Source organism: Variovorax sp. dw_954, assembly GCF_018449755.1.
Classification (GTDB): Bacteria; Pseudomonadota; Gammaproteobacteria; order Burkholderiales; family Burkholderiaceae_C; genus Variovorax.
This window is the reverse complement of sequence record NZ_JAAVVD010000024.1, coordinates 1-25,713: the sequence shown is the minus strand read 5'-3', so window position 1 is coordinate 25,713 and position 25,713 is coordinate 1. Positions and strand designations below refer to the sequence as shown.

Here is a 25,713-nt window from a genome sequence, read left to right as displayed (position 1 = left end):
CCGGGCTTGTGGGCTTGCTGTTGCGGTCCTACATTCACCGTGCCCGCTGCACGTTAAATTGATCTGCGCACCGCATGCAAGAAGGAGAGGTGGTCATGTTCAATCACATCATGGTTCCGATCGACGGCTCCGAGACTTCGATGACCGCGGTCAGCAAGGCCAGCGCGCTTGCGTTGGCGTTCGGCAGCCGCATCACGCTGATCCACGTGATCGACAACTACCCCTTCATCGGCGTCGGCGCGGACTATGCGTTGGGCCAGAACGAATACCTTGCCGCGGCCACCACCAGCGCCAATGCGGCGCTCGCGCGCGGCGTGGCCGCGCTCGCGGCCGAGGGCCTGCACAGCGACCAGCGCGTCATCGACGGCCACGTGGTGCATGAAGGAATCACCGACACGGCCCATGCCATCGGCGCCGACCTGATCGTGATGGGTTCGCACGGGCGCTCGGGCATCGAGAAGCTGCTGCTCGGCAGCGTGACGCAGCGCGTGCTGCAAGACGCGCACATGCCGGTGCTCGTCGTCAAGACCTGACCCATACCCCGAGGCGCCTGCGCGCAGCCTCGCTTGATCGCGACGGTCAGTCCGGGATGAAGAAAGGGACCGGGCTTTCGAAACGCATCGGCTCCTGCGTCGCGGGATGCGTGAAGGCCAGCGACGTGGCATGCAGCAGGAGGCGCGGCGCGCGGGCCTGCACCGCGTCGCTCCCATACAGCGCGTCGCCGAGGATCGGATGGCCGATCGACAGCAGGTGCACGCGCAACTGGTGCGAGCGGCCGGTGAGCGGTTCCAGTTCCACGTGCGTGGCGTCGTGCCCCTGGCGCAGGGCGCGCCAGCGCGTCTGGCTCGGCTTGCCGGCGGCATCGATCTTCTGCAGGGGGCGGCGCGGCCAGTCGGCGATCAGCGGGGCGTCGATCAGGGCCCAGTCCGCCGACACGGGCAGCAGGCCGTCGACCACCGCCTCGTAGCGCTTGTCCACGCGGCGTTCCGCGAAGGCATCGCCCAGCGCACGCTGCATCGGCGCGCTGCGCGCCATCAGCACCAGGCCACTGGTGGCCATGTCGAGCCGATGGACGACCAGCGCATCGGGCCATCGCTGCCGGGCACGCGCGCTCAGGCAGTCCTGCTTGTCCGGGCCGCGGCCCGGCACGCAGAGCAGGCCGGCGGGCTTGTCGAGGACCAGCAGGTGCGCATCCTCGTGAATCGCGCGGACAGTGTCGTGGGCTTCGTGATCGCGGGGAATCATCGGCGGTCAGTTTAGGGGTGTGGGTGCTCGGCTATCCTCGAAGCGATGCCCGAGCCCCAAGCCGCCCCAGGATTTTCCGAGCTCACGCGCGAGCGGTCCTTCATGCACATGTGGATGTCGCGCCTGTTCGGCACGGCCGGCACGCAGATGCTGATGGTGGCCATCGGATGGCACATGTACGACCTCACTGGCAAGGCGTGGGACCTGGGCCTGGTCGGTCTTTTCCAGTTCGTGCCGGCGCTGCTGCTGGCGCTCTACGCCGGCCACATCGTCGACCGGCACCATCGCGGACGCATCGTGGCCGCGTGTCTTTCCGTGCAGGCGGCAGTGGCGCTGACCTTGCTGGTCGCCGGCCGCCTGCAACTCGATTCGCGCGGGCTGCTGCTGGGCCTGTCGCTGGTGCTGGGCGCGGTGCGGGCCTTCCAGATGCCGGCCCAGCAGGCGCTCACGCCGATGCTGGTGCCGCCGATCATGCTGCCGCGTGCGATGGCTTTCAGCTCGGCCGGCACGCAGGGCGCGATCATCGCGGGTCCGGCCATCGGCGGGCTGCTGTTCGTGGCCGGCATCAGCGTGGTCTATGGCGCCTGCATGCTGCTGTTCGTCGCGGGCGGCGTGCTGGTGGCGCGGCTGCGCTATGCCCATGCGCCGCCGCCCAAGGCGCCGGTCACGCTGCAGACGCTGTTCGCGGGGGTGGACTTCATCTGGCGTCGCAAGACCGTGCTCGGCGCGATCTCGCTCGACCTGTTCGCGGTGCTTCTGGGCGGCGCGGTGGCGCTGCTGCCGATCTATGCCAAGGACATCCTGCACACCGGGCCTTGGGGCCTGGGCCTGCTGCGTGGCGCACCCGCCGTGGGGGCGCTGCTGACCTCGATCGCGCTGACGCGCCGGCCCATCGAGCGCAAGGTCGGCCGCACCCTGCTGGCGGCGGTGGCGGCCTTCGGCGTCTGCATGATCGTGTTCGGCATTTCGCAGAACTTCGTCGTGTCGCTGCTGGCGCTGGCGGTGTCCGGCGGCGCGGACATGGTCAATGTCGTGATCCGGCAGACGCTGGTGCAACTGGAAACGCCCGACGAGATGCGTGGCCGTGTGAGTGCGGTGAATTCGATCTTCATCGGCGCGAGCAACCAGCTGGGCGAGTTCGAATCGGGCGCCACCGCCGCCTTGCTCGGCCCGGTGGGCTCGGTGGTGGCGGGCGGCGTGGGCACGGTGCTGGTGGCGGTGGGCTGGCTGTGGCTGTTTCCATCCCTGGCCAGGCGCGACCGGATCGTGGCGACGGCCGACGCGACGCCATCCAGGAAATAGCCGCGGCAGCCGCGAGGATCCTGCGGCTATCCGCAGCCTCCAGGGTTACGGCGTAGCGCAGGTGTCCGGCGACCCCGGAGGCGCCCGGTGCGCTTGCGGGCCCGGAGACTGACCGGTTGCGACGATGTGCCCCCTCACATGCGAACGCAAGAGGCAATACAGGGAAGCGCGGCCCGCCATGCACAGGGCGGCCGTTCATGAAAGCCGTTGCTACAGGAACCGGTAGGCGAGCGGAACGTCGAGCGTGAGGTCGCTCGTGGCCTCGGCCACGCAGGGCAGGATCAGGCCCTCGTCACGTTCGTCGACGCTCACGCCGGGCCAATCGATCTGGTAGCGGATGCTGCCCTCGAGCATGCGGCACAGGCAGGTGCGGCAGGTGCCGTTGCGGCACGAACTGGGCAGTTCCACGCCGGCCTGTTGCGCCGCGCGCAGCAGGCTCTGGCCGGGTGCGGCGTCGAAGGCATAGCCGGCCGGCTCTACGCGCACGGTCCAGCGTGGGAGCGCTGGAACTTCTTCGCTCATCGGGTCATGCTCATGGATCGTCGCCGGGCTCCGCAAGCCGGTTGCGGCGGATGTCGCGCAGCATGAAGAGGTAGAGGCTTTCGACTTTCTCCCGCGCCCACGGTGTCTTGCGCAGGAACTTGAGGCTCGACCCGACGCTCGGGTCATGCGTGAAGCAGCGCACTGGAATGCGCTCGCCGAGCCCTTCCCAACCATAGTGATCCGCCAGCGCGGTGACGATGGCTTCCAGCGTCAGCCCGTGCAGCGGGTTGCGTGGCTGGGCGGGCGGCGATTCGCTCACTTGTTCTTGAGCTTGCCGCGCGGGATCACCGCGGTGGTGACGGTGGGACGCACCAGTTCGCCGCCGCCGGCCGCTGGCGCCTTGGGGGGCGAAGTGTCCTTCTTGGGCTTCTTCGATTCCTTGTTGGTTTTTTGTTGACCTTTGGCCATGACGAACTCCGTTGGGGGTGCAGGGGATAAGAAGCAAGGCAGTTTAGCGGGGCAGCGACAATAGCGCCCCGATTCCGTTTGTTGTTCGATCCATGTCTGATTACCAAGTTCGCCCCGCCGAGATGAGCGATTCCCGCGCTGTCGCCGAAGTCCATGCCGCCGCCGCACGCGCCGCCTACGAGGGCCTGCTGCCCGAAGACCAATTGAAGGCGCTGGCCCCGGCCACGCGCGAGGCCAAGTGGCGCGAAGCCATCGAGTTCAGCGAGCCCCAGGTCCACGTGGCCGAACTCGACGGCCAGGTCGTCGGCTTCGTCGGCTTCGACCGCTCGCGCGACCCCAAGACACCGTCCACCGCCGGCGAGATCTGGGCCATCTACGTCAAGCCCGAGCACTGGGGCAAGGGTGTGGGCGTCGCGCTGTGGGATGCCGCCCGCGAAGGCCTGGAAGAAGAGGGCTGCACCTCCGTCACCATCTGGGTGCCGCTGCGCAACGACCGCGCGATCCGCTTCCATGAACTCGCCGGCTTCAAGCGCGAGATGAAGACGGCCCGCACCACCTCCGTCGGCGGCATCAAGATCGAGGAAGTCCGCCTCAAGCGCAGCGTCGCCTGATGGAAGCCACCACCGCGGTTACCGCGCGCGACACGAGTCAGCAGCGTCGCACGGCGCTGGTGCGCTGGCTGCGCGACATGCATGGCTGGTTCGGCCTCTGGGGCGCCGTGCTGGGCCTGGTGATGGGCTTCAGCGGCATCTGGCTCAACCATCGCAACGTGCTCAAGCTGCCCCAGGCACAGGAACGCAGCCGCGCGCAACTGGCGTTGCCCGATCCGGTGCCCGAGACGCCGGAGGCCATGGCCGCGTGGCTGCAGGATGCGCTGCGCCTGAAGGCCCCGCCGAACAACACACGCATCGAACCCGGCCGCGCCGTGGCCTGGGCCGAGAAGGGCGACAAGACCGCGCCCGCACTCACGCAGCCTGCGCACTGGATCTTCAACTTCGGCGGACCGCGCGAGACGGTGCAGGTCGACTTTTGGCAAGGCAACCGCTCGGTCGGCGTGGCCACCACGAGCAATGGCCTGATCGCCACGCTCACCAGCATGCACAAGGGCAACGGCATGCCGGTGGCGTGGATATTGCTGATCGACACGCTGGCCGGCAGCCTGATCTTCCTGTCGCTTTCCGGCGTGACCTTGTGGCTGCTGACGCATCGGCGCCGCAAGCTGGGCCTGAGCATCTTCGGCCTGTCGGTGGCTGCGTTGCTGACGCTGGCGCTGACGAATCTCTGATTTTTCGCTTGCAAGGGAGTTGCCGATGGCCGCGAGCCTTTTTCTGCTGCTGGATGACATTGCCACGGTGCTCGACGACGTCGCCATGCTCACCAAGGTGGCGGCCAAGAAGACTGCGGGCGTGCTCGGCGACGACCTGGCGCTGAATGCGCAGCAGGTGTCCGGCGTCAAGGCGGACCGCGAGCTGCCCGTCGTATGGGCGGTGGCCAAGGGCTCGTTCATCAACAAGGCGATCCTGGTGCCGCTGGCCCTGCTCATCGGCACCTTCCTGCCATGGGCGGTGATTCCGCTGCTGATGGTGGGCGGTGCGTTCCTGTGCTTCGAGGGCGTGGAGAAGCTCGCGCACCAGTACCTGCACAAGGCCGAGCACGACGCCGAGGTCAAGCACCACGTCGATGCCATCGCCAAGCCTGAGATCGACGTGGTCGCGGCGGAGAAGGACAAGGTCAAGGGCGCGGTGCGCACCGACTTCATCCTGTCCGCCGAGATCATCGTCATCACGCTGGGCACCGTGGCGGACCAGCCCTTCACCTCGAAGCTGACGGTGCTGGTCGGCATCTCGATCATCATGACCGTGGGCGTCTATGGCCTGGTGGCGGGCATCGTCAAGCTCGATGACGCGGGCCTGTGGCTGAGCCAGCGTGCAGGCGCGGCCCAACGCGCACTGGGTCGCGGGCTGCTGGCGTTTGCACCCTGGCTCATGAAGGCGCTGTCGGTGGCCGGCACGGCCGCGATGTTCCTGGTGGGCGGCTCGATCCTGGTCCATGGCGTGCCGGCCCTGGGCCATGCCGTGGAGGCTTGGGCCGCGGGCATCGGAGGGATAGGCGGCTCGCTGCTCACGATGGTAGTGGATGGGCTGGTGGGGGTGGTGGCCGGCGCCGTGGTGCTGGGAGTGGTCGAGGTGGTGAAGAAAGTCTTGAAGAAGTAGCGTTGCCCCCGGAGGTATCGTCGATGCGTAATTCGATCCAGGCTTGGCTCACCGGTCTTCTGATCGCACTGGCTGCTTCGCAGGTCCAGGCGCAGACCACGCAGCAGGTGGTCGATATCCCGACCCGCCCCGGCGTCACGCAGCGAATGCTCGTGCTGACGCCGCCAACCACGAAGGCCGCGGTGATCCTGTTCGCCGGTGGGCATGGTGGCCTGCAGATCTACCCCAATGGCTCGTTCAACTGGGGCGCCGGCAACTTCCTGGTCCGCGCGCGACAGCTGTTTGCAGACCAGGGGCTCATGGTCGCCGTCATCGATGCGCCTTCGGACCGCCAGCGTCCACCTTTCCTCGCCGGCTTTCGCCAGAAGCCGGAGCATGAGGCCGATGTCCGCGCGGCCATCGCGTGGATGCGCGAGCAATCGAAGGCGCCGGTATGGCTCGTGGGCACGAGTCGCGGAACCCAGTCCGTGGCCTTCGTCGCCACCGGGCTATCGGGCCTCGAAGGGCCGGACGGCATCGTGCTGACCTCGACCGTCCTCAAGGACGACAACGGCCGGCCCGTCCCGGCCATGCCGCTGGAAAAGATCCGCGTGCCGGTTCTCGTCGTGCACCACGAACAGGATGGCTGCGCGTCTTGCCCCTTTGCCGAAGTGCCCGCGCTCATGGCCAAGCTCGCGAACTCACCGCGCAAGGAACTGCTGAGCTTCAATGGCGGCGAGAACAAGGGCGATCCCTGCGAAGCCATGGCCTATCACGGCTTCAACGGGCTGGAGCGCGAAGTCGTCCAGCAGATCTCCGCGTGGATCCTCGACAAATAGGTCGGGCCTTCAGCGCTGCCTTCACCGCCCCTTGCCGCGCTTGACCAGTCCCACCACGATCAGCGCCACGCCGAGCACGATGGCGAACCACCCGACCACGTAGGCGCCGGCGAACATCTCGCGATAGGCCTGCGACTGCAGGAAGCCCGGCGCCAGCAGGATCGCCAGGCCGATCACGATGCAGGCGATGCCGCGAGGCAGCAGGTGGGCGTTGTCTTTCATGATTGCCATTCGATCGATCTCCGCAGGAAGGCGTATCCGAGCGCCGTGAAGGTGGCGCGCTCGGCATTGTTCTTGCCGTAGGCATGGCCGCCGGCATCCAGTTCGAGCAGCCACGCGGGTTGCAGCATGGCCTGCAGCTTGGCGGCCATCTTGCGCGCGTGGCCCGGATGCACGCGATCATCGCGCCGGTTGCTGGCCAGCAGGATCGGCGGGTAGCCGTGGCCCGGCTCCGCGCAGTGGTAGGCCGACAGGTGCTGCAGGAAAGCCCAATCCCCGGGGACGTCCGGGTTGCCGTATTCGGCCATCCAGCTCGCGCCTGCCAACAGCTTGTTGTAGCGCCGCATATCGACCAGCGGGATGGTGCAGAACAGCGCGCCAAAGCGCTCGGGGTAGCGCGTCAGCATGTTGGTGATGAGCAGGCCGCCGTTGGAGCCGCCCTCTGCCGCGATGCGCCTGGGCACCGTCACCCCGCGCCGCACCAGGTCGGCGGCGACGGCGGCGAAGTCATCGTGCGACTGGCGCTTGCCTTCGCGCCGGCCGGCATCTTCCCAGGCCGGGCCGAACTCGCCGCCGCCCCGGATCTGCGCCACCACCGACACGCCGCCGCGCTCCAGCCAGAGCTTGCCGATCGACGCGTTGTAGCCCGGCAGCACCGAGACGCCGAAGCCGCCGTACCCGTAGAGGTGCACCGGCGCGCGGCCGGCTTCATGCAGCGTGGCGTCGGCCGGGCCGGTCATCGTGTAGGGGACGGCGACGCCGTCGGTCGAGATGGCCTCGTGCCGCGTCGTGACCAGTCCGCGTGCGTCGAAGCGTTCGGGTGCTCGTTGCAACAGTTGCGCGCTGCCGGCATCGGCGGGCAGCAGATAGAGCGACTCGGGCGTGAGCGGGCCGAGGCACATCGCGAGCGCATCGCCGTTCGATTCTTCCTCGCAGGCATCGAGCGGCCAGAGGTAGGCGGTGCCGCCTTCTGGCAGGCCGGTGACCGTGGTGCAGGTCCAGCCTTGCGCCGACGGTGTCCAGCGCTGGAAGACGGGGTTCAGGTTGTCGAGGATCGACAGCAGCAGTTGTCCACCCGTCCATGAAAAACCCTGCACCGCGCGCCGGTCCGAGGGCTCGAACAGCAAGTCCATGGCGCGGCTGCCGCCGATGTACGCGGCGAGGCTGATGCCGAGCACGCTGCCTTCGCGCCACGTGGTGCCACCGAGGGCCCAGTCGCTGCGCAGGCGCAGCACCATCCAGTCCTCGTAGATCTCGGGGATGGCGTCGGCCGGGATGTCGATGAGGGTCTTCGGGCCTTGGCGGTCGCCCATCCACAGCACCAGCTTGCGATAGTCGGGCCGCGCGAAATACCAGACGCATTCGCGCTCGCCGGTTTGGCCCGCCTGCATGCCCGCGGACATGTGCGTGGCCGGAACCTCGAAGAGCAACGGGGACCGCAGCGGGTCGGCCCCGCGCCGCCAGCGCCACACCTTGCGGCCGTAGCCTGACTGCGTGGCGTTGTCGTCGCCGAGCGCGGACAGCAGCAGCAAGGTGTCGCGGTCCAGCCATTCGACGCCGGCCTTCGAGGAGGGCAGCGTGAAGGCATCGCTGCCCGTGACGAAGCTGCGCGAGGCCATGTCGAACTCGCGCAGTACGACGGCATCACCGCCGCCGCGCGACAGGCGCAGCATCGCGAGGTCGTGCGTGCGGGGCAGGGTGCTGGCGCCGCCCCAGACCCAGTCCTCGCCTTCGGCCGCGGCCAGCGCGTCGAGGTCGAGCAACACGTCCCATTCAGGCTGGCCGGCCCTGAAGCGCGCCATCGTCGTGGTGCGCCAGATGCCGCGTGGATTTGCCGCGTCTTTCCAGAAGTTGAACAGCAGCGGCCCGCGTCGCGTGATCATCGGCAGGTTGTCGTCGCGGTCGTAGATGGCCTGCAGCGCATCGCGGTCCTGCGCGAATCGATCGTCGCCGAACGCGGCCAAGGTGCGGCCGGATTGCGCATCGGCCCACTGGACGGCAGCAGGCGCGTCGACGTCTTCGAGCCAGAGGTGCGGGTCGTCGTCAGGGGACTGGAGGGTGGGCAACTTGGCGAGGTCGGATGGCGCGGGCATCCGGCGAGCTTAAGGGCAACCCGCTTCGTCGCAACGTTCGGCCTTGACCGAGGAACCGGCCGATCGCAGAGACACAGCAAGCGCGCCTCGCCGGGGTCGGCCATCGCAACGTCGTGCCCCTCCGCGATCAGGCGGAGGTCGCGCTGGCCGAAAGGTCACCCAGCTTCCACCAGCTCTCGCAACCAGGGGTCGCGCACTTCAAGCACCTCGAACAAGCCGATCGCACGCAAAGCCGGCACCAGCGCCAGCAGGTCCGACTGCGCGAGCGCGCGCGCCTCGGCCGTCGCATCGCTCGCCGCCAACAGCCGCGCATTGGCAATGAATGCACCCACCGAACCTTTGCGCACGGTGACGCCACCGAACTGCATCGCGTTCACCGCATCCGGCAACAACTCTTCTGCTTTCATGATCCTGGTTCCTTTGAAGGGTAAAGACTGCAGTGTGCGGCTGCACGCCGTTGGCGCTGTATCGTTACGATGCCACTGCATTCTCTTTTGACGCCAAGTTGAGTTCATCGGTCAATTCCATCCTGCGCAATGCCATCGACCGGTCGGATGGCGCGCGCCTGATCGTGTTGCGCATGGAGGCCGGAGAGCGGCGTGAATCCGAACCGCATCGTCACGCGCGTGGACAACTCGGCGCCTTGAACGCTGGACTGATGACGATCGACACGGCCGCCGGCCGTTGGGTCATGCCACCGGGCCGAATCGGGTGGATCCCGCCGGGCTTCCTGCACGCCGCGCAGTTGCATGGCACCGTGGAAGGCTGGAGCGCCTATCTTGCGCCGGGCGACTGCGCTACCTTGCCTGCCGAGCCATGCGTGCTGGCTTGCTCGGCGTTGGTGGCACCCATCATGGAGCGGGCATCGCAGTGGGACGAGGGCGCCTTGCAGCCGCCGCAGCAGCGCCTGCTCGAGGTGCTGCTCGATGAACTGGCGGTGGCACTCGCCCAACCACTGCAATTGCCGTTTCCCCAGGAGCGTCGGCTGGTCCGCATCGCACGAGCGCTGGCGAGCGAGCCGGGCGACAAGCGAAGCCTGGACGAGTGGGCACGCTGGGCAGGCCTGAGCGGCCGGTCGCTGAGCCGCAATTTCGCGAAGGAAACCGGCATGCCCTTCGTGCAATGGCGCCAGCTCGCGCGCATGGTGCAGGCGCTGGAACAACTGGCGGGCGGCATGCCGGTGAACCAGGTGGCCTGGTCGCTGGGGTATGAGAGCGTCAGCACCTTCATCGCGGCGTTCAAGCGGCTGTTCGGCGCCACACCCTCGCAGTTCGCGGTGCGTTCCTGAACCGGCGCGCGAGTCAATCGGCGCATGTTGGACAATCCGCGCAGGAAATGATTTGAGAGAACCGATGCACCGTATGCCACTTCGACGCAAGACATCTTTTATTCAGATCGCAGCACGCGCAGTAGCCACCTTGGCATTCGGAGCGGTACTCTGCGTCGCGGCGCAGGCCCAACCGGTGCCTTCCGACTTCCCGGGCGCAACCATGCGCTTCCTGAACGCCGAGTTGCCGCAGATGGAAGTGGCCGTCAAGGAACGCGACCGCGACTACTTCGAGCAGGCGATGGGCCGCATCATGGCGTTTTCGGAGGCCTGGGGTTTCAAGACGACCGCCAACCCCGCGCTGGCGCAGTACGCGACGTGCACTGATGCCGTGAACGACTTCGTCATCGTCGGGCTCTGCCGCGTGATGCCCAAGGCCAGCGAGTGCGAACCCGGCCTGGCGCCGAAGTTCGACGCCAATCTCCAGCGCTGCCGCGACCTCGCATCAAAGCCTTGAGGCGACCTGTTCCGGAAACGTGACGCCGGCCTGGCCGGTCTTCCACGCCGGGTACTTCTGCGTGGCCGCTGTCCACAGCGCGGACCCTGCGAGTGCGCGCAACCAGGCCTGCAAGGCGGGCCAGGGTTGCGCGTCGAACCACGCCACGTCGGTCTGCGCAAACTGCCGCACGAAGGGTGCGATGGCGTAGTCCACCAGCGCGGGTCGCTGCCCGAACAGATGGCTCGCATCGCGCAGCTTCGCGTCGAGTTCTTCCAGGAAGCGCGCGCCATTCGAGCGATGAAGGGCCGCGTCGGCGCGTTCATACCGGTTCGGATACTTGTAGCGATCCAGTTGCTGCTTGAAGTCGCCGTCGCATCGGGCAATGAGCGCCAGCATGTCGTCTGCAGTGCCGCGCTCGGGTTGCAGCCAGCGTGCGGGATCGTGCCGGTTCAAAGTCCACAGCATGATGTCCAGGCTTTGTTCGATCACCGTGCCGTCCGTGTCGACCAGCACCGGCACCGTGCCCTTGGGGGATGCCGCCAGCAGTTCGGCCGGCTTGTCGCGCAGCACGACTTCGCGCAGCTCGCATGGCTGGCCGCTGGTCGCCAGCGCAAAGCGGGCACGCATCGCATAGGGGCATCGGCGGAACGAATAGAGGATGGGCAAGGCGTTCGCGCTGGGCATTCGCCGATGCTACAAAATCGGCGCCACGCCACACCGGCCCAACCCCTCCAACCCTGAACACCATGTCACTCGCCCCCATCGAAATCGAAACCGGCCCGAAGCCCACGGCGTCCGTCATCCTCATGCACGGCCTCGGCGCCGACGGCAATGACTTCGTGCCGATCTGCAACGAACTGGAGCTCGGCGGCATCGGCCCGATCCGCTTCGTGTTTCCCAACGCGCCGGTGATGCCGGTCACCATCAACAACGGCTACCCGATGCCAGCCTGGTACGACATCTACGGGCCGATCGGCGACAAGGGCGAGGATGAGGCAGGCCTGCGCCGCTCGATGGCCAGCATCGAGGCCCTGATCGCGAAGGAAAAGACGCGCGGCATCCCGGCCAGCCGCATCGTGATCGCGGGCTTCTCGCAGGGTTGCGCGATGGCGCTCCTCACGGGCTTGCGGCATGCGGAGAGGCTGGCGGGCATCGTCGCGCTCTCAGGCTACCTGCCGCTGGCTGCCACGACGGCCGCCGAGGCCACCGTCATGAACCGCGACGTGCCGATCTTCATGGCGCACGGGCAGCGCGATGGCGTGGTGCAGATCGAGCGCGCCACCGCCTCGCGCGATGCGCTCACGGCGTTGGGCTATGGGATCGAGTGGCATGAATACCCGATGGAGCATTCGGTGTGCCTGGAGGAGATTGCGGACCTCGGCGCCTGGCTCCGGAAGGTTCTGGCTTGAACGGCATCGGCGCGCTTGCCCGTCGTCCGGCAACCACGCCCATGCTGATGTTGAGCCCCCGCGTCTCTGGCACGAAGTCCTCGAGCGAGCGCAGGCGCACGCACGGCACTTAGACCGTCGCCGGCCGTCGCGGCGAGCGCCATCGCCGGAAGTGGCCCACGGTCAGGTTGACAGGGCCATACTGCCAACGGCGACGCGGCCCTGGCGACTTCCATTCCAAAGAGGCGAGACATGACGGTATCCGCAGGCACCCCCAAGTCCGGACCCATCTCCGCGCACGGAGGGCAGAACCGGGCAGCGCTGCCCGGGCTCGCGCTGGCCGCCATCGGCGTGGTCTTCGGCGACATCGGCACCAGTCCGCTCTACACGATGAAGACGGTGTTCGACCCGGCCAACGGGCTGACGCTGGACCAGGCCAACCTGTTCGGCGTGATCTCCCTGATCTTCTGGTCGCTGATGCTGGTGGTGTCGCTGAAGTACGTGGTGCTGATCATGCGGGCCAACAACCACGGCGAAGGCGGCATCATGGCCCTGCTGGCGCTGGCCTCCTCGTCGGTGGCGGACCGCCCGCGACTGCGGCACGGCCTGCTGCTGCTCGGCGTCTTCGGCGCGGCGCTGTTCTATGGCGACGGCGTCATCACGCCCGCCATCTCGGTGCTGAGCGCGGTCGAGGGGCTCGAGATCGCAGCGCCCCGGCTCGCGCCCTACGTGATACCGATCACGCTCGCCGTGCTGGTCGGACTGTTCGTGGCGCAGAAGTGGGGCACGGCCGGCATCGGCGCTGTGTTCGGCCCGGTGATGGTGGCGTGGTTCCTGGTGCTGGCACTGACCGGGCTCATGCACACGATGGCGACGCCGGCGATCCTCGCGGCGCTCAATCCGCTCCAGGCCCTGGCCTTCTGTGCGCACCATGGCTGGCTGGCCTTCGTCGCGCTCGGCTCGGTGGTGCTGGCGCTGACCGGCGCCGAGGCGCTCTATGCGGACATGGGGCATTTCGGCGCGCCGCCGATCCGTCTCTCGTGGTTCGTGCTGGTGTTCCCGGCGCTGGCGCTGAACTACCTGGGGCAGGGCGCCTTGCTCATCCGTGACCCCGCGGCGCTCGACAACCCGTTCTTCCACATGTTCCCGCCCTGGGCGCTGGTGCCGATGGTCGTGCTCGCGACCGTGGCGACGGTGATCGCCTCGCAAGCCGTGATCTCGGGCGCCTACTCGATGACCAAGCAGGCGGTGCAACTGGGCTTCCTGCCGCGCATGGCCGTGAAGCACACCTCCGACGAGCAGATCGGGCAGATCTACGTGCCGGCGATCAACTGGATGCTGCTGGCCTCCGTCATCGCCGCCGTGATCGGCTTCGGCTCGTCCACCAACCTCGGCGCGGCCTACGGCATCGCGGTGACCGGCACCATGCTGATCACCACCTGCCTGACCTTCTATGTGATCCGCTACGCATGGCACTACAACTGGTTGCTGTGCGTGCTGGCCACCGGCTTCTTCTTCGTCATCGACCTGACCTTCTTCGCCGCCAACCTGCTGAAGATCGTGGAGGGCGGCTGGTTCCCGCTGCTCATCGGCCTGCTCATCTTCACCGTCATGGCGACCTGGGGCCGCGGTCGCCAGATGATGCTGGACGAGGCGCGCGCCCGCGCCGGAGCGACCCCGCTCAAGCCCTTCATGGACTCGCTGCTCGCGCAACAACCGGTGCGCGTCGCCGGCACTGCCATCTTCATGTCGATCGACCCGAACGTGGTGCCGCATGCCCTGCTGAACAACCTCGAGCACAACGCGGTGCTGCATGGCCGCGTGCTGTTCGTGACGGTGGCCATCCAGGAGATTCCGAGCGTGCCCGACACCGAGCGCGTCACGGTCAGCATGCTCGCGCCCGAGTGCTACCAGGTCACGGTCAGCTACGGCTTCAAGGACGAGGTCGACGTGCCGCTCGCCTTGCAGGGCTGCACCGCCCAGGGTGTGTTGCTCGACCCTGCGCGCAGCTCGTACTTCCTCAGCCGCGCGACCGTGGTGCCCACGCTCGGCGCCGGCATGCCGATATGGCGCGAGAAGCTGTTCGCGACCATGGCGCACAACATCGGCAATGCGGCCGACTACCTCAAGCTGCCGGCCAACCGTGTGATCGAGCTAGGCACGCGGGTCGAGATCTGACTGCCCGGCCTGACTACCCGCCGAGCGCCTTCAGCAGCTTCGCGCCATTCGGCGAACCCCAGCCCGTGCAGGCGTCCCATCCGGCAGCGGCGTTGTAGGCGCCGTTGTTGCCGACGGTGATGTCCTTGAACAGGCCCTTGCCGGCCAACTGGCCGTAGATCAACGGATTCAGGAAGCCCACCGGCTTCCCGATCTTCTGGTTCATCAGCGCAATCAGGCCGGCCCACAGCGGCGCCACCGCGCTGGTGCCGCCGATCACCATGTTCTGGCCGTCCACCCGCACTTCGTAGCCGCTGGCCGGGTCCGCATCGCCGGCTACGTCGGGCACGCCGCGCCCGACGAACCTGTTCGGGGCCGCCGGCACATGGGCATTGGCCTGGTAGGCGGGCCGCGCAAAGGTCGTGCTCACGCCGCCGCCGGTGGAACTGTCGGTGCCTTCGTTCCACACCACCTCGGCGGTGATCCTGCCGGCCGTCGCCGTGAGGCGGGTGCCGCCGCATCCCAGCGCGAACGGGCTGGACGCGGGGAAGTCGACATGCGCGGCGCCATCGCCCACGCCGTCGCCCGAGCCGTTGTCGCCGGCCGCGCAGCAGACCGTCACGCCCATCGCCGCGGCGGCCTGGAAGGCCTGGTCGAACTGCGTCATGGCCTGGGCCGTCCAGTTGGACTCGGCCGAGCCCCAGCTGATCGAGATGACCGAGGGCTTGTTCACCTTGTCGTGGACCGCGTGGGTGATGGCGTCGAGGAAGCCCTGGTTGGTGTTGGGCGCGAAGTAGACCGCGATCTTCGCCTTGGGCGCCACGGCCGCAGCCACTTCGATGTCGAGCATCACTTCGCCGTCGGCCCCGTTGGCATTGGTCGGATGGTTGTGCGCGCCGTCGACCAGCACCGCCTTGACGGTGGGCACGGGCAGGCCCAGTCCGCCGAAGTAGGCCTTGATGTCGGCCGGCCGGAAGCCGCCGCCCAGTTCGATGATGCCGATGCATTCGCCCGAACCGTCCAGGCCGGTTGGAAAGTTGTAGAGCCTGGCCAGCGCCGGTGGCGTGAAGGAGGCCGAACCGGCACGCGGCGTGAACGCGCGGCCCAGCGCCTTGTGCTGGAAGTGCGGGTCGGCCTGCGGGCGGTCGTCGAGCCCGAACACGCCGACCACCACGTCCGCCAGGTCCGCCGGCACGGAGATGCTGCCGGTGCGGCCGCGGTAAGTGCCACCTTCGTGCTCCATGGCGTGCAGCGCGACGCCGAAGGCTGCCGACATCGACCTGGCATCGCCCGAGAGCACGACGCTGCGGCGCTCGACGTTGGCTTCCACCACGCTCAGGCCGTGCGCCTTGGCGAAGGCCTCCACCTTGGCGATGTCCGCCGGATCAGCGCCGTGGCTCGCGCTGTACTCCTCCCGGCTCAGGTAGCTGCGTTGCGAGGGCAGGGCATCGGCCTGGACCGATCCCTGCGCCAGGCTCTGGATCGCGGTCCGGGGGCGGATGCGCACCGTGACGTCGATGCGCTCGTCGTCTGGAACAAGCCCGGTGGACTGGGCGCCGGCAACGGCCTTCTTGTCGCTGCCGGGTACGGGGACGCGTGCGGTGCCAGTGGCCATCTCGATCTCCTTGTGGGTCAGAGGGGCGCGGAGTGTGCGCTTACGGGTCTGACCCTTGGCTGACGGATGGCTTGCCTATCTCCTCTGGGGAATGGAGGCGTGGGCGAAGGCCAGGATGAGGTTGTTCGCCGGCATCGGCGTGCGTTGCACCAGGCGCAGCCCCATGGCCGCAGCCTCTTGCGCCACGTCCTCGACGCGCCGTATGCCCCAGGCGGGATTGCGTGCGCGCAGGCTGGCGTCGAAGTCAATGTTGCCCGGCGCCGTCTCCACGTCGTCCTGCAAGTACGGCCCGTAAGTGACCAGCAGGCCGCCCGGCGCCAGCACGCGTGCCGCGCCGCGCATCAACGCCGCGCAGCTGGCCCAGGGCGAGATGTGCAGCATGTTCGCGCAGAACACCGCATCGAAAGGGCCGCGCACCGGCCAGTCGCGGGCCATCACGTCGAGCACGACTGGCGGCAGTACGTTGGCCGCATCCGTGCGCCAGGCGTCGATCGAGCCGACAGACTGCGCGTCGCCATCGCTCGGCTGCCACTTCCAGTCCGGCATCGCCGTCGCGAAGAAAGCCGCATGCTGGCCGGTGCCGCTCGCGATTTCGAGCACGCGGGCCTGGGCGGGCAACAGCCGCCGCAGCACGTCGAGAATGGGCGGGCCATTGCGTTCGGCGGCGGGGCTGCAGGTGCGTGGGCTGGGCATGCCGGGCACTGTACCTGCGATGCCTCGTTTCAATGCGAAAATAGCCGCCCGCGTCCATCTGGCGCATCCCCCATCTGCTGGTAAAACAGGATGACGTGGATCGGTTTCCCGAGCCAGCATCCGGCCATCAAGCGCACGCCAGCGGGCGTTGCCGGCCCGTGCTACCTTCCAGCCCCACAAAAGAACCGAGTTGGACAAGAACCTATGAGCAAATTGACGGAGCGGTTGAATGCGCTCTCGCCCGCGCGGCTGAAGGGAATCCGGCGCGGTATCGAGAAAGAGAGTCTGCGGGCCCAGCCCGATGGCAAGCTCGCGCTCACGCCCCATCCGTTGGCGCTGGGCTCGGCGCTCACGCATCCGCACATCACCACCGACTTCAGCGAGTCCCAGCTCGAACTGATCACCGGCGTGCACGCCAGGCCCGAGGCGGCCCTCGACGAGCTCCTCCAAGTACATCAATTTACTTACCGCGTGCTGGCCGAGCATGGCGACGAGCGCCTGTGGGTGTCGAGCATGCCCTGCGGCCTGCCGACCGACGAGACCATTCCGATCGGTCTCTACGGCTCGTCCAATGTCGGCCGCGCCAAGAGCGTCTATCGCATGGGCCTGAGCCACCGCTATGGCCGGCGCATGCAGACCATCTCGGGCATCCACTACAACTGGTCGCTGCCCGAGGTGTCGAGCGAACAGTACTTCGCGCTGATCCGCAATTTCCGCCGGCATGCCTTTCTGCTGCTGTACCTGTTCGGCGCATCGCCGGCCCTGTGCGCCACCTTCGTGGCCGGCCGTCCGCACGAACTGCAGCCGCTGGGCGATGGCGGCACGATGTACATGCCCCATGGCACCTCGCTGCGCATGGGACGGCTCGGCTACCAGAGCGAGGCGCAGGCTTCGCTGGCCGTGAGCTACAACAGCCTGGACGGCTATGGGGCCTCGCTGCAGGAGGCGCTGACCAGGCCCTGGCCGGCCTACGAGGCCATCGGCATCCAGAACCTCGGCGGCGACTACAACCAGCTCGCCACCAGCCTGCTGCAGATCGAGAACGAGTTCTACGGCACCATCCGGCCCAAGCGCGTGATCTATTCGGGCGAGCGCCCGCTGCATGCGCTGCGCGAGCGCGGCGTCGAGTACGTCGAGGTGCGGCTGATGGACCTCGACCCCTTCGAGCCGGTCGGCATCTCGGCGCAGACCATGCGCTTCATCGACGTGTTCCTGCTGCACTGCCTGCTCAGCGACAGCCCCGACGACACGCCGCAGGAAATCGCCGAGCTGGCGCACAACCAGCACCTGACCGCCGCGCGCGGCCGCGAGCCCGGACTGAAATTGCGGCAAGCGGGGGCCGATGTGCCGCTTGCCGACTGGGGCGCGAAGCTGGTCGAGGAGTTCGCGCCGATCGCCGCTGCGCTGGATGCGGCGCATGGCGGCCATGACTATGCCGATGCCCTGGCCGCTGCTTCGGCCGGGCTCCAGAATCCGGACGGCCTGCCGTCAGCGCGGGTGCTGGCGGCGATGGCCAGTGCCCATGACAACTCCTTCATCGGCTTCGTGCGTGCCCAGTCGGAGCGGACGCGCCAGGCCATCCTGGCGCAGCCGCTCGAGCCGCACCAGCTCGCGCATTTCGAGCAGATGACGCAGGACTCGCTCGATGCACAGGCGTCGATCGAGGCGGCGGACACGATGCCGTTCGAGATTTATCGCGAGCAGTATGTTTCCCCGGCGCGCTTGGGGATACGGAGTCGGGCGGCTGTAGCCGCTTGAGATTCTGGGCCCCGTCGCGGGGCCCAGCCGTTCACTCCGTCTCCCCTTGGGGAGAGGGCTGGGGTGAGGGTCCGCGCCGCAACAGTCGCCTGCCGCTTTCCACCCGGGCTTGCCCTCACCCCGACCCTCTCCCCGAGGGGAGAGGGAGTAGTCAGAGGCAGGCACCTGCCTGCCTTGGTAGGCGAGCGCCTACCCACTTTGAACCGCATCGCTCACCGACGTCTCCATCGCGGACGCGCAGTGTGAGCACATGGCTTGCAAGACATATCTCGTGGAAGACAGTTCGCTCATCAGGGAAAACCTCGTGGGTTTCCTCGAGGACGTGGTCGAGGCCCAGGTGGTGGCCTGTGCTGCTTCGGAAAACGAAGCCGTCGCCTGGTTGCACACGCATCGGGATGACTGGGAGCTGGCCATCGTCGATCTTTTCCTGCTGCAGGGCAACGGCTTCGGCGTCATCAAGGCCTGCCGCGACCGCAGCGAGAACCAGCAGGTGATCGTGCTCACCAACTACGCGACGGCCGAGATGCGCGAGCGTTCGCAGGCGCTCGGCGTCGATGCCTTCTTCGACAAGTCCTCCGAACTCGAATTGCTGGTCGACTGGTTCGAGTCGCGCCGCGTCCAGCAGCACTGACGACCCGGTGTGCGCGGCTCGCTACAGTCGAGCCCATGCCCACGGACCTGTCCCCGTTGCCGCTCCCCGAGGGCGTGCGCTCCCGCTTCGCCGACAACGGCAACGGCCTGCAGATGCACTGGCTCGAAGCCGGCTTCGAGCAGCCCGGCCGACCCCTGGTCGTGCTGCTGCACGGCTTTCCGGAACTGGCCTTCAGCTGGCGCCACCAGATGCTGCCGCTGGCGGCGCTGGGCTTTCATGTGATCGCGCCGGACCAGCGCGGCTATGGCCGCACCACCGGATGGGATGCGCGCTACGACGAAGGCGATCTCGCCTCCTTTCGCATGCTCAACCTCGTGCGTGACGTGCTCGGCCTGGTGTTCACGCTCGGCCATCGACAGGTGGCGGCGGTGGTCGGCCATGATTTCGGTTCGCCGGTGGCGGCATGGTGCGCGTTGCTGCGGCCCGATGTGTTCCGCTCCGTGGTCTTGATGAGCGCGCCCTTCGCGGGTCCGCCCGCGCTGCCCTTCGACACAGTCGGACATCCCACACCCGCCCGTGCGTCGATGGCTGACGTGCTCGCCGCCCTGGCCGCGCTGCCGCGTCCGCGCAAGCACTACCAGTGGTACTACTCGACGCCCGAGGCCAATGCCGATATGCACGGCGCGATACAAGGCGTGCACGATTTGCTGCGCGCCTACTACCACCACAAGAGCGCCGATTGGCCCGGCAACCGGCCGCATTCCTTGCCCGGCCTCGACGCCGACGCGCTGGCCACGCTGCCCACCTACTACGTGATGGACATGGCCCTGGACATGGCCGCCACGGTGGCCGCCGAGATGCCTTCGCCCGAGGCGATCTCCGCCTGCCGGTGGCTGCCCGACGAGGCCTTGCGGGTCTACAGCGCCGAGTACGCGCGCAACGGCTTCCAGGGCGGCTTGCAGTGGTATCGCTGCGGTACGTCTGCGCGCTTCGCGGCCGAGTTGCAGACCTTCGCGGGCAAGACCATCGACGTGCCCGCCTGTTTCATCGCCGGACGCCAGGATTGGGGCGTGCACCAGGTGCCGGGCGCCTTCGAGGCCATGAAGCGAAGGGCCTGCACCGACCTGCGCGCGGTCCACCTCGTGAATGGCGCCGGCCACTGGGTGCAGCAGGAGCAGCCGGAGGCGGTCAACCAGCGCCTGGGCGAATTCCTGGCTCAACTGAGGCGCTGATCAAGTCCCCCGCGAGGACGCGCGCCTCCTGTGTCGAGCCCGCACCGCCGCTTCACTCCGGCGCGATATCCACGTCCTTGCGTATCGAATCGCGGTCGCGGCGGCCTTCGATGCGGGCCAGCGTGTGCTCGACCAGGCGCTTGAGCTTGGCCAGCGCACCGCGGAAGGCCTCGTCCTGCGTTGGCGCATCGTGTGTCGCCGCCACCGGCTGGTGATGCGCGAGCCGTGCTTCCATCGTGCAGCGCTTGTCGCCGCCGCCGCTCTTGCCAGGTGTCTCGCCGCTCATGTGCACCTCGACGCGCGTGACCTCTTCCAGGAATCGCGCCAGCATTCCCTTGATTTCCGTGTCTGCCCAGCGCTCCAGCGCATCCTTGTTCTCGATGCCATTGCTGGCGTTCACTTGAATTTGCATGGTGCCTCCTCGACCAATTCAACACTTTCGGGCGGTTTGCCTGCCTCATCATGAACCGATGTGACGGCTTCCGGCTCCCACGTGCCTTAAATTCGATGCTTTTTGCAAGGGCACTGCCCGCACATTCACAGGAGCAATATGTCAATCGAATTCAAGGGCCGCGTGGCCATCGTCACCGGCGCAGGTGGCGGACTGGGCCGGCAGCATGCTTTGGCCCTTGCGGCGCGCGGCGCCAAGGTGGTGGTGAACGATCTGGGCGGCGCCCGCGACGGCTCGGGCGGCTCGGTCAGCGCGGCGCAGGCCGTGGTCGACGAGATCAGGGCCGCCGGCGGCGAAGCGATTGCCAACGGCGCATCGGTCACCGACTTCGAGGCCGTGCAGGCCATGGTGCAGCAGGCCGTGGACGCCTGGGGCCGCGTCGACATCCTCATCAACAACGCCGGCATCCTGCGCGACAAGAGCTTTGCCAAGATGGAACTGGCCGACTTCAAGCTCGTGATGGACGTCCACCTGATGGGCGCGGTGAACTGCACCAAGGCCGTCTGGGCGCTGATGAACGAACAGAAGTACGGCCGCATCGTGATGACCACTTCGTCGTCGGGCCTGTACGGCAACTTCGGCCAGAGCAACTACGGCGCGGCCAAGATGGCGCTGGTCGGCCTGATGCAGACGCTGAGCATCGAAGGCGCGAAGAACAACATCCGCGTCAACTGCCTGGCGCCCACGGCCGCCACGCGCATGACCGAGGACCTGATGCCCGCCGAAGTGCTTGAGGCCCTGAAGCCCGAAGGCGTGGTCCCCGCCATGCTGGTGCTGGCCTCGCAGGATGCGCCGACGCGCGCCATCCTCTGCGCCGGCGCCGGCTCGTTCGAAGCGGCGCACATCACGCTGACCCAGGGTGCGTACATCGGCATCGCACCCGACGCACCCGAGGAACTCCTAGCCCGCCTTGCCGAGGTGACCGACCGCGCCGGCGAGCAGGTGCCGATGAGCGGCGCCGCGCAAGGCACCGTGGAGATCGGGAAGGCGATGGCTGCGGCGAAGGCCCTGGCTTGAGGCCGACGGGTCTCCGCAGACCTGCGGGAGCCGGGCAACGCCGGCTCCTTGCTACGTAGACGTCCCGAACCCTGACACGCTCGTCGCGTTGGACCGCATCGGCTTGGCCGCCGAGCCCCACGTCGCCGATTGCTGGCGGGGTTCCGCCTCCAGCGCGATGCTGTGCTTGTCCATGAGGCGATAAAGCGTCATGCGCGAGACGCCCAGCTCGCGCGCCGCATGCGTGATGTTGCGGCCCACGCGGTTCAGCGTGAGGCAGATCACGTCGCGTTCGGCGGTGATCCGCGCGGTGTTCAGCGCCATGCCGATGGTGCTGTCGGCCATCGACAGGCCCAGGTCGGCCGGCGCGATCAGGCGGCGGTCGGTCATCACCACGGCGCGCTGCACGCGGTTGAACAGCTCGCGCACGTTGCCCGGCCAGGCGTGGGCCTGCATGGCCTCCATCGACTGCCGGCTGAAGCCGCGCGCATGGGTGCGGGTCTTGGCGGCGCAGCGCTGGAAGAAGTGCTCGGCCAGGATCGGCACGTCCTCCATGCGCCGGCGCAAGGGCATCACGTCGATCGACAGCACGTTGAGCCGATAGAACAAGTCCTCGCGGAACTGGCCCACGGCCACCGCTTCGGCCAGGTTCACATGCGATGCAGCCACCACGCGCACGTCGACGTGCAGGTTGCGCACGGCGCCCACGCGGTTGATGGTCTTCTCCTGCAGGAAGCGCAGCAGGTTGGTCTGCAGCTCGATCGGCAGGTCGCCGATCTCGTCGAGGAAGATCGTGCCGCCGCTGGCCGCCTCGATCAGCCCGCGCCGTTCCGCCGATGCGCCGGTGAAGGCCCCACGCTCATGCCCGAACAGTTCCGACTGGATCAGCGTCGGCGCGATGGCGCCGCAATTGACCACCACGAACGGCCCCGACGCGCGTTGCGAGCATTGGTGGATGGCGCGCGCCGCCAGTTCCTTGCCGCTGCCGCTTTCGCCGCCGATGAGCACCGGCGCGTCGGTCTGCGCCACCTTGCGGATTTCCGAGCGCAGGCGCGCCATGTCGGCCCCCTGGCCCACCATGCCGAGCGCATCGACCGATCGCGCGTCGGCCCGGTGGCGGCGCTTGAGCATGCCGCGCTGGCGCGCATGGCCGAGCATCATCGAGAGGTCGCCCCAGTCCACCGGCAGCACCTGTTCGTCGAAGAAGCAGTTGAGCACCAGGTCGCGGAACTCGGCGGACTCCAGCGCCTCGGGCTGGCACAGCGCGACCCACTGCGTGGTGTCCGACGCGCCCACCAGCGCCTCCACGGCGGAGGCCGGCACGCCCAGCTTGGCGCCGACGATGAGCAGGCCGACATGGAAGCTCCCGTGCGTCAGGATGCGCACGGCCGAGCCGACGTCGCGCGCCTGCGTGACGCTCCAGCCGTTCGCGGTCAGTTGCGTCGCCGCGGTTTCGGCGTCGCCTTCGAGATTCAGGCAAAGGATGTGTTGCGGTTGCATGAGGGTGGCACGGTGGCCGTTGTAGCCGTCAGAAGGGGTCAGAAGGAGAAAGGCACCCGCATGGTCAGGGTGAGGTCCGGCGTGTCGCGCGTGAGGCCGGCGCCGACCGACAAGTTCATCGTCGAGCGGTCGTTCATCCGGTAGGAATAGCCCAGCAGCAGCGAAGCGAGCTGCGTGCGCACCGAGCCCGCGACCGTCTGGCCGTTCTGCTGGGTGGGGCCGACGGAATACAGCTCCACGCCCAGGCTGAAGGAAGAGCGGTCGTTCAACGCCAGGCCCATGCCCAGGTTCAGGCCCCAGGCGTTGCCCGGCTTGACGTCGCCGAGCTGCTCGGTCTGGCCGTTGAGCACCGTGCGGCTCACGTTGTTGCGGCCGAAGTTGTAGGTGTAGTTGATGCCGCCGAAGAACACCGCGGGGTCGGTCGGGAACAGCCAGGTCAGGCTGGGCTGCAATGAATAGAAGCCCGAGCCGGTCGGCAGTTCCGTCGGCAGCCCGGTGCCCGTGGTGTTGCCCACGCAACGGGTCACGCAATCGGTCACGACGCTGAACGGGTCCTTGCCCGTGCGCGACTTGAAGCGCAGCCCGCCGACCAGGTAGGGCCAGCCGTCCTTGCCGGCGTTCAGCTGGTAGCGCATGGCCGCTTCCACGTCGCCGATGCCATTCCCCTTTGTATTGAAGACGTTGTCCTGCGCCGAGCCGGTGAAGACCTCGCGGCTCACGGTGGCATCGGAGCGTGCGACGTATGGCAGCTTCAGTTCCAGCTCCATGCGGCTGGTTACGCCCCAGCGGCCGGTCAGCGCGCCGATGAAGGTGTTGCTCTTCTGCTCGCGCACGTCGATCAGCCCGATCAGGATCGCCGGGATCACGGTGTAGCCGACCAGCGCCACCCGGTTGCTGGACGAGTAGCCGTACTGCAGCGAGGGTTCGAACACGAAGTGGCCCCGCGGCGTGAGCACGCTGGGCTCGTCGAACAGCTGCGCCACGGGCGCCTGCGGCTCGGGGGTGGCGGCCGGCGCGACGCCCACACGCACCGGGCGCTCGCCGCCGTCCGTGGGTGCCGGCGCGGGCCTGGCGCCGTCGGCGACGGCAGCGCCGCCGAAGGCCGCCGCGGCGCTCGGCCGGACAGGCGTGCTCGCGATACGCGCGGCGTCCTTGTCGAGGCGCTCCTGCAGTTCGCGGTAGCGCGCATCCTGGTCGGCCACCTGCTTCTTCAGCGCCTCGATCTGCTGCCCCTGGGCGTTGACCTGGCGTTGCAGGACGCTTTCACGTGCGGCTGGTGGCCTGGTACTTTTTGCGGGAGGCTTGGCGCCGCTCTTGGGCGGGCTGTTCGTGGTCGATTCGGACTGGGCGAAAGCCCCTGCGCATGCCAGGGAAGAACACACCACCACCAGTGCGCGCAGCTTGTGCGGATGTAAAGGCGTCATCTTGTCCCCTCAAGTGTTTCTAGGTGTGAGGTAGCAGGCGTGAGCGTAAGTGTTTCCTTCAAATCGTGGCAAGAAGTATTTGCAAACAAAGGTAAACAAAATTGGAAATGGATGGGCCGGTGTCACGGGCTTGTGGCACCTCGCAAAAAACGGCGGCTCCGCCGCGGAAATCGCGCCAGCACTGGCTTTCAGGCGGGATGGCGGGCCGTGCGACGCGAAGGCTGGGCACGCATGCGTCACGTCGATGTGACGGTTCCGGACGGCGGCTTTACATGGCGCTTGTAAGCCGTTGAGAGGCAAGGCTGTTGCAACGAGGTCGAGAGCGAGCCCGATTCGTCAAGGTGGCGTGACAGAACCCGCGCGCGGCAGCCTCGTTTTCAGTCGTCCCGCTCACTCGAAGGCGTATGCGCGCAGGGGTCGCCCAACTCTTTTCTCCAATGAAAGCGAGGCGATTCACAAGATCAGATTCGCGGGTTGGTACCGAAGTTGCAGAGGACGCCTCCGATTTGCGGTTGCGCAAGTCGATCGCATGTCCTGCCCTTTCTTCATCAACCTTTTGGAGACTGTATGAAAAAGACTTTACTGGCCGCTGCACTTGCGCTGGCCTTCACCGGAGCCGCGTACGCGGATAGCGGGGCTCAGACAGCAGACAGGGGAGGGGAAGCCACCTCCGGGGACAACACGGCGAGTGCGGCGCGCTCGGCCGCGCTGAACAACGGATCAAGCGGTACGTTCGACAACGCGTTCAACAGCACGTCCTCGCACATCACGGGCTACAGCGAGCTGACGGGCGCGGTTTCGGGCAACACGGTCTATGGCATCGGCAACAACCCGTCGAATTCAGGCAATGCCAATGGCGGCAAGGCGTATGGTGGCGCTGGCGGCACGGGTAGAGGCGGCACGGCTTCTGGCACCGGCACCGGTGCGACAGGCGGAACCGGCCAGGCCGCGCTCGGCGGCGGAGGCGGCAGCGCCACCAATGGCAGCGCTTCCAATGGCAGCAACACCAATGGCAGCGCAAGCGCCGGCAATGGTGGCAGGGGCTCAGGCGGCGGTTCCAATGGCGGCGCGTCGGGCGGCGATGCCACGACCACGGCCGGAAATGGCGGCAGGGCAGCCGCGGCTGCGAACGGCGGCACCGGCGGCGATGGTGGCAACACCGGTCGTTCGTCCACCGGCAGCGGCGGCGGCGGCGGCGATACCGGCCGTTCGTCCACGGGCAGCGGCGGGCGGGGGGGGGGGACCGGGGGGGGCCAAGGGGGGGCGGGCGGGGGGGGCCCCCCACCTGCCCAGCCGTCGG

The 25,713-nt window shown here is 67.7% G+C and carries 27 protein-coding genes and 1 pseudogene; 15 read left to right on the top strand and 13 right to left on the bottom strand.

Annotation, left to right across the window (positions count from 1 at the left end):
* Positions 1 to 95 precede the first annotated feature (95 nt).
* Positions 96 to 533 carry a universal stress protein gene (locus HB681_RS28925; RefSeq protein ID WP_213958330.1) on the top strand — a complete coding sequence of 146 codons (438 nt, stop codon included), beginning with the start codon at positions 96 to 98 and terminating at the stop codon, positions 531 to 533.
* A 46-nt stretch (positions 534 to 579) separates the two neighbouring features.
* Here the strand turns inward: HB681_RS28925 and HB681_RS28920 are convergent, their stop codons facing one another.
* Positions 580 to 1,245, bottom strand: a complete 666-nt coding sequence (locus tag HB681_RS28920) for an RluA family pseudouridine synthase (protein ID WP_213958329.1) — start codon at positions 1,243 to 1,245, stop codon at positions 580 to 582.
* Between the two features lie 45 nt (positions 1,246 to 1,290).
* Between HB681_RS28920 and HB681_RS28915 the strand changes: the two genes are divergently transcribed.
* On the top strand, positions 1,291 to 2,547 hold the full coding sequence (locus HB681_RS28915) for an MFS transporter (protein ID WP_256354523.1): 1,257 nt from the start codon (positions 1,291 to 1,293) through the stop codon (positions 2,545 to 2,547).
* Between the two features lie 210 nt (positions 2,548 to 2,757).
* Here HB681_RS28915 and HB681_RS28910 read toward each other — a convergent pair whose 3' ends face one another.
* Genes HB681_RS28910 through HB681_RS28900 form a run of 3 tightly spaced genes read right to left on the bottom strand, consistent with a single transcriptional unit; the run spans position 2,758 to position 3,498 of the window.
* On the bottom strand, positions 2,758 to 3,069 hold the full coding sequence (locus HB681_RS28910; protein ID WP_213958328.1) for a 2Fe-2S iron-sulfur cluster-binding protein: 312 nt from the start codon (positions 3,067 to 3,069) through the stop codon (positions 2,758 to 2,760).
* 10 nt (positions 3,070 to 3,079) lie between these two features.
* Entirely contained in the window at positions 3,080 to 3,349 is a 270-nt protein-coding gene (locus HB681_RS28905; protein WP_213958327.1) for a VF530 family protein, read from the bottom strand.
* Positions 3,346 to 3,498 (bottom strand): hypothetical protein, encoded by a 153-nt coding sequence (locus HB681_RS28900; RefSeq protein WP_213958326.1) that lies wholly within the window; start codon positions 3,496 to 3,498, stop codon positions 3,346 to 3,348. The genes HB681_RS28905 and HB681_RS28900 overlap by 4 nt, the downstream gene beginning before the upstream one ends.
* Before the next feature lie 92 nt (positions 3,499 to 3,590).
* Here HB681_RS28900 and HB681_RS28895 point away from each other — a divergent pair, with 92 nt between their 5' ends.
* The 4 genes from HB681_RS28895 to HB681_RS28880 are packed head-to-tail and all read left to right on the top strand — an operon-like array spanning position 3,591 to position 6,529.
* On the top strand, positions 3,591 to 4,109 hold the full coding sequence (locus HB681_RS28895) for a GNAT family N-acetyltransferase (protein ID WP_213958325.1): 519 nt from the start codon (positions 3,591 to 3,593) through the stop codon (positions 4,107 to 4,109).
* Positions 4,109 to 4,783 (top strand): PepSY-associated TM helix domain-containing protein, encoded by a 675-nt coding sequence (locus tag HB681_RS28890; RefSeq protein WP_213958324.1) that lies wholly within the window; start codon positions 4,109 to 4,111, stop codon positions 4,781 to 4,783. The genes HB681_RS28895 and HB681_RS28890 overlap by 1 nt, the downstream gene beginning before the upstream one ends.
* 25 nt (positions 4,784 to 4,808) lie before the next feature.
* Complete coding sequence (locus HB681_RS28885) at positions 4,809 to 5,711, top strand: DUF808 domain-containing protein (protein WP_213958323.1); 903 nt, start codon at positions 4,809 to 4,811, stop codon at positions 5,709 to 5,711.
* 23 nt (positions 5,712 to 5,734) lie between these two features.
* On the top strand, positions 5,735 to 6,529 hold the full coding sequence (locus HB681_RS28880; RefSeq protein WP_213958322.1) for an alpha/beta hydrolase: 795 nt from the start codon (positions 5,735 to 5,737) through the stop codon (positions 6,527 to 6,529).
* 21 nt (positions 6,530 to 6,550) lie between these two features.
* Here the strand turns inward: HB681_RS28880 and HB681_RS28875 are convergent, their stop codons facing one another.
* From HB681_RS28875 to HB681_RS28865, 3 genes are all read right to left on the bottom strand, one after another.
* The gene (locus tag HB681_RS28875) at positions 6,551 to 6,751 is read right to left on the bottom strand and encodes a hypothetical protein (RefSeq protein WP_256354524.1); all 201 of its coding nucleotides are present in this window, start codon (positions 6,749 to 6,751) and stop codon (positions 6,551 to 6,553) included.
* Positions 6,748 to 8,841: a prolyl oligopeptidase family serine peptidase gene (locus HB681_RS28870; RefSeq protein WP_213958320.1), complete on the bottom strand. Its 2,094-nt coding sequence runs from the start codon at positions 8,839 to 8,841 to the stop codon at positions 6,748 to 6,750. Before HB681_RS28870 ends, HB681_RS28875 begins: the two co-directional genes overlap by 4 nt.
* Positions 8,842 to 8,996: 155 nt before the next feature.
* Positions 8,997 to 9,248, bottom strand: coding sequence for a hypothetical protein (locus HB681_RS28865; protein ID WP_213958319.1), 252 nt, complete (start codon positions 9,246 to 9,248; stop codon positions 8,997 to 8,999).
* A gap of 98 nt (positions 9,249 to 9,346) precedes the next feature.
* Between HB681_RS28865 and HB681_RS28860 the strand changes: the two genes are divergently transcribed.
* Positions 9,347 to 10,129 carry a helix-turn-helix transcriptional regulator gene (locus HB681_RS28860; RefSeq protein ID WP_213958318.1) on the top strand — a complete coding sequence of 261 codons (783 nt, stop codon included), beginning with the start codon at positions 9,347 to 9,349 and terminating at the stop codon, positions 10,127 to 10,129.
* A gap of 175 nt (positions 10,130 to 10,304) precedes the next feature.
* On the top strand, positions 10,305 to 10,625 hold the full coding sequence (locus tag HB681_RS28855; RefSeq protein ID WP_256735141.1) for a hypothetical protein: 321 nt from the start codon (positions 10,305 to 10,307) through the stop codon (positions 10,623 to 10,625).
* Here the strand turns inward: HB681_RS28855 and HB681_RS28850 are convergent.
* Complete coding sequence (locus tag HB681_RS28850) at positions 10,614 to 11,291, bottom strand: glutathione S-transferase (protein WP_213958317.1); 678 nt, start codon at positions 11,289 to 11,291, stop codon at positions 10,614 to 10,616. The genes HB681_RS28855 and HB681_RS28850 overlap by 12 nt on opposite strands.
* Positions 11,292 to 11,353: 62 nt before the next feature.
* On the opposite strand from HB681_RS28850, the gene HB681_RS28845 reads away from it, so the two are divergent.
* On the top strand, positions 11,354 to 12,016 hold the full coding sequence (locus HB681_RS28845; protein ID WP_213958316.1) for an alpha/beta hydrolase: 663 nt from the start codon (positions 11,354 to 11,356) through the stop codon (positions 12,014 to 12,016).
* Between the two features lie 231 nt (positions 12,017 to 12,247).
* On the top strand, positions 12,248 to 14,173 hold the full coding sequence (locus HB681_RS28840) for a potassium transporter Kup (protein ID WP_213958315.1): 1,926 nt from the start codon (positions 12,248 to 12,250) through the stop codon (positions 14,171 to 14,173).
* Positions 14,174 to 14,186: 13 nt separating this feature from the next.
* Here the strand turns inward: HB681_RS28840 and HB681_RS28835 are convergent, their stop codons facing one another.
* On the bottom strand, positions 14,187 to 15,767 hold the full coding sequence (locus tag HB681_RS28835) for a S53 family peptidase (protein ID WP_213958314.1): 1,581 nt from the start codon (positions 15,765 to 15,767) through the stop codon (positions 14,187 to 14,189).
* Positions 15,768 to 15,842: 75 nt separating this feature from the next.
* Positions 15,843 to 16,460 (bottom strand): DUF938 domain-containing protein, encoded by a 618-nt coding sequence (locus HB681_RS28830; protein WP_213958313.1) that lies wholly within the window; start codon positions 16,458 to 16,460, stop codon positions 15,843 to 15,845.
* Between the two features lie 204 nt (positions 16,461 to 16,664).
* Between HB681_RS28830 and gshA the strand changes: the two genes are divergently transcribed.
* From gshA to HB681_RS28815, 3 genes are all read left to right on the top strand, one after another.
* Entirely contained in the window at positions 16,665 to 18,218 is a 1,554-nt protein-coding gene (gshA, locus tag HB681_RS28825; protein WP_213958312.1) for a glutamate--cysteine ligase, read from the top strand.
* Between the two features lie 250 nt (positions 18,219 to 18,468).
* Complete coding sequence (locus HB681_RS28820; protein WP_213958311.1) at positions 18,469 to 18,849, top strand: response regulator; 381 nt, start codon at positions 18,469 to 18,471, stop codon at positions 18,847 to 18,849.
* 35 nt (positions 18,850 to 18,884) lie between these two features.
* Positions 18,885 to 20,042: an alpha/beta hydrolase gene (locus HB681_RS28815; RefSeq protein ID WP_213958310.1), complete on the top strand. Its 1,158-nt coding sequence runs from the start codon at positions 18,885 to 18,887 to the stop codon at positions 20,040 to 20,042.
* Positions 20,043 to 20,094: 52 nt separating this feature from the next.
* Here HB681_RS28815 and HB681_RS28810 read toward each other — a convergent pair whose 3' ends face one another.
* A complete protein-coding gene (locus tag HB681_RS28810; RefSeq protein WP_213958309.1) occupies positions 20,095 to 20,454 on the bottom strand; it encodes an HPF/RaiA family ribosome-associated protein in 360 nt (119 codons plus the stop codon).
* A gap of 138 nt (positions 20,455 to 20,592) precedes the next feature.
* Between HB681_RS28810 and HB681_RS28805 the strand changes: the two genes are divergently transcribed.
* The gene (locus tag HB681_RS28805) at positions 20,593 to 21,510 is read left to right on the top strand and encodes an SDR family oxidoreductase (protein ID WP_213958308.1); all 918 of its coding nucleotides are present in this window, start codon (positions 20,593 to 20,595) and stop codon (positions 21,508 to 21,510) included.
* 51 nt (positions 21,511 to 21,561) lie between these two features.
* Here HB681_RS28805 and HB681_RS28800 read toward each other — a convergent pair whose 3' ends face one another.
* Complete coding sequence (locus HB681_RS28800; protein WP_213958307.1) at positions 21,562 to 22,989, bottom strand: sigma-54 dependent transcriptional regulator; 1,428 nt, start codon at positions 22,987 to 22,989, stop codon at positions 21,562 to 21,564.
* Positions 22,990 to 23,027: 38 nt separating this feature from the next.
* Complete coding sequence (locus HB681_RS28795; protein WP_213958306.1) at positions 23,028 to 24,413, bottom strand: acetate kinase; 1,386 nt, start codon at positions 24,411 to 24,413, stop codon at positions 23,028 to 23,030.
* Between the two features lie 567 nt (positions 24,414 to 24,980).
* Between HB681_RS28795 and HB681_RS38665 the strand changes: the two are divergent.
* Positions 24,981 to 25,713 (top strand): annotated as a pseudogene (locus HB681_RS38665) (hypothetical protein); the annotation flags it as partial.